The organism is Alcanivorax sp. HI0083, from assembly GCF_001635175.1.
On sequence record NZ_LWFX01001491.1, the window covers coordinates 1 to 1,405 of the forward strand.

Annotated in this window: 1 protein-coding gene and 1 rRNA gene; both read left to right on the forward strand. The window is 56.9% G+C overall.

Going from position 1 to position 1,405, the window contains the following annotated elements:
- On the forward strand, positions 1-958 hold a 958-nt coding region (gene tyrS, locus A3754_RS22600; RefSeq protein ID WP_063521400.1), incomplete at its 5' end, for a tyrosine--tRNA ligase.
- 334 nt (positions 959-1,292) lie between these two features.
- Positions 1,293-1,405: ribosomal RNA gene (locus tag A3754_RS22605) — 16S ribosomal RNA — on the forward strand; the annotation flags it as partial.

A 1,405-nucleotide genomic window follows, 5' to 3' on the forward strand; every position in this document is an offset into this window, starting at 1 on the left:
CCCCACGGGCAAGAGCGCCACCCGCCCGCCGCTGAGTCGAGAAGATGTGCTGCGCAACGCGGAGACCTACAAAGAGCAGGTCTTCAAGATTCTCGACGAGAGCAAAACCCGGGTCGCCTTCAACTCCAGCTGGATGAACGAGGTTGGCGCGGCCGGCATGATCAAGCTGGCAGGCCAGTACACGGTGGCGCGGATGCTGGAGCGTGATGATTTCGACAAGCGTTACAAGGGTAATCAGCCCATAGCCATCCACGAATTCCTCTACCCGCTGGTGCAGGGTTACGACTCCGTGGCCCTGGAGGCGGATGTGGAGCTGGGCGGGACCGATCAGAAGTTCAACCTGCTGATGGGGCGTACGCTGCAAAAGTCTTATGGCCAAGCGCCACAGATCTGCCTGACCATGCCGATTCTGGAAGGACTGGACGGCGTGCAGAAGATGTCCAAATCGTTGGGCAACTATGTGGGGGTCAACGATGCGCCGGGGGAAATGTACCGCAAGCTGCTCTCGCTTCCCGACAGTCTCACCTGGCGCTATTATGAACTGCTCAGTGCCTGCTCCAATGAGCGCATTGAGGAATTGAAGGCCGAGGCGGAGACTCTGGGCTCGCCCCAGGAGGCCAAAAAAGCCTTTGCGCTGGAGATGGTCGAGCGGTTCCATGGGGCCGAGGCGGCCCAGGCGGCGCCCAAATCGGCAGGCAACCAGATTGCGCTGGGCGATATCCCTGATAATGTGCCGGAAGTTGAGGTGGATCTGGGGGATCAGGACAGCATCCATATCCTGCCGTTGCTACGGGAAGCAGGCCTTGTGCAGAACGGCAAGGCGGCCAAGGACGTATTCGGGCGGGGCGCGGTGTACCTGGATGGGGCTCAACTCAGTGAGGAGCGCACCTTCTCCCGTGGCGATAGCCACGTGATTCAGGCCGGAAAGAAGAAGATTGCCCGGGTGACGGTCAAATAACAGGCGTTGGCGCCTGTTTTCTCGGCGATTTGAGCGGAATTTGAACGGTCAGCAGGTTTTTTAAAAAAAGTGCGAAAAAGGGTTTGACTCCCAGAGCGAACTCTCTAGAATGCGCACTCCTCGACGGGGCAACAACGCAACGCACCACAGCGAAGCGCCACGAACGAGACGCTCTTTAACAATCAGGCAAGCAAACGTGTGGGACCTGTTCGGGATGGGGTCTTTAAAAGATTTCAGTTCTGAACGAGTCAACAAAGTTTTTGTTAATTCAGATGACGAACTGAGCATGCATTAAGTGCTCCTCTCTATGAGAGGCCACTTTAAACGCTTTTCTTAACTGAAGAGTTTGATCATGGCTCAGATTGAACGCTGGCGGCAGGCCTAACACATGCAAGTCGAGCGGAAACGATCCTAGCTTGCTAGGAGGCGTCGAGCGGCGGACGGGTG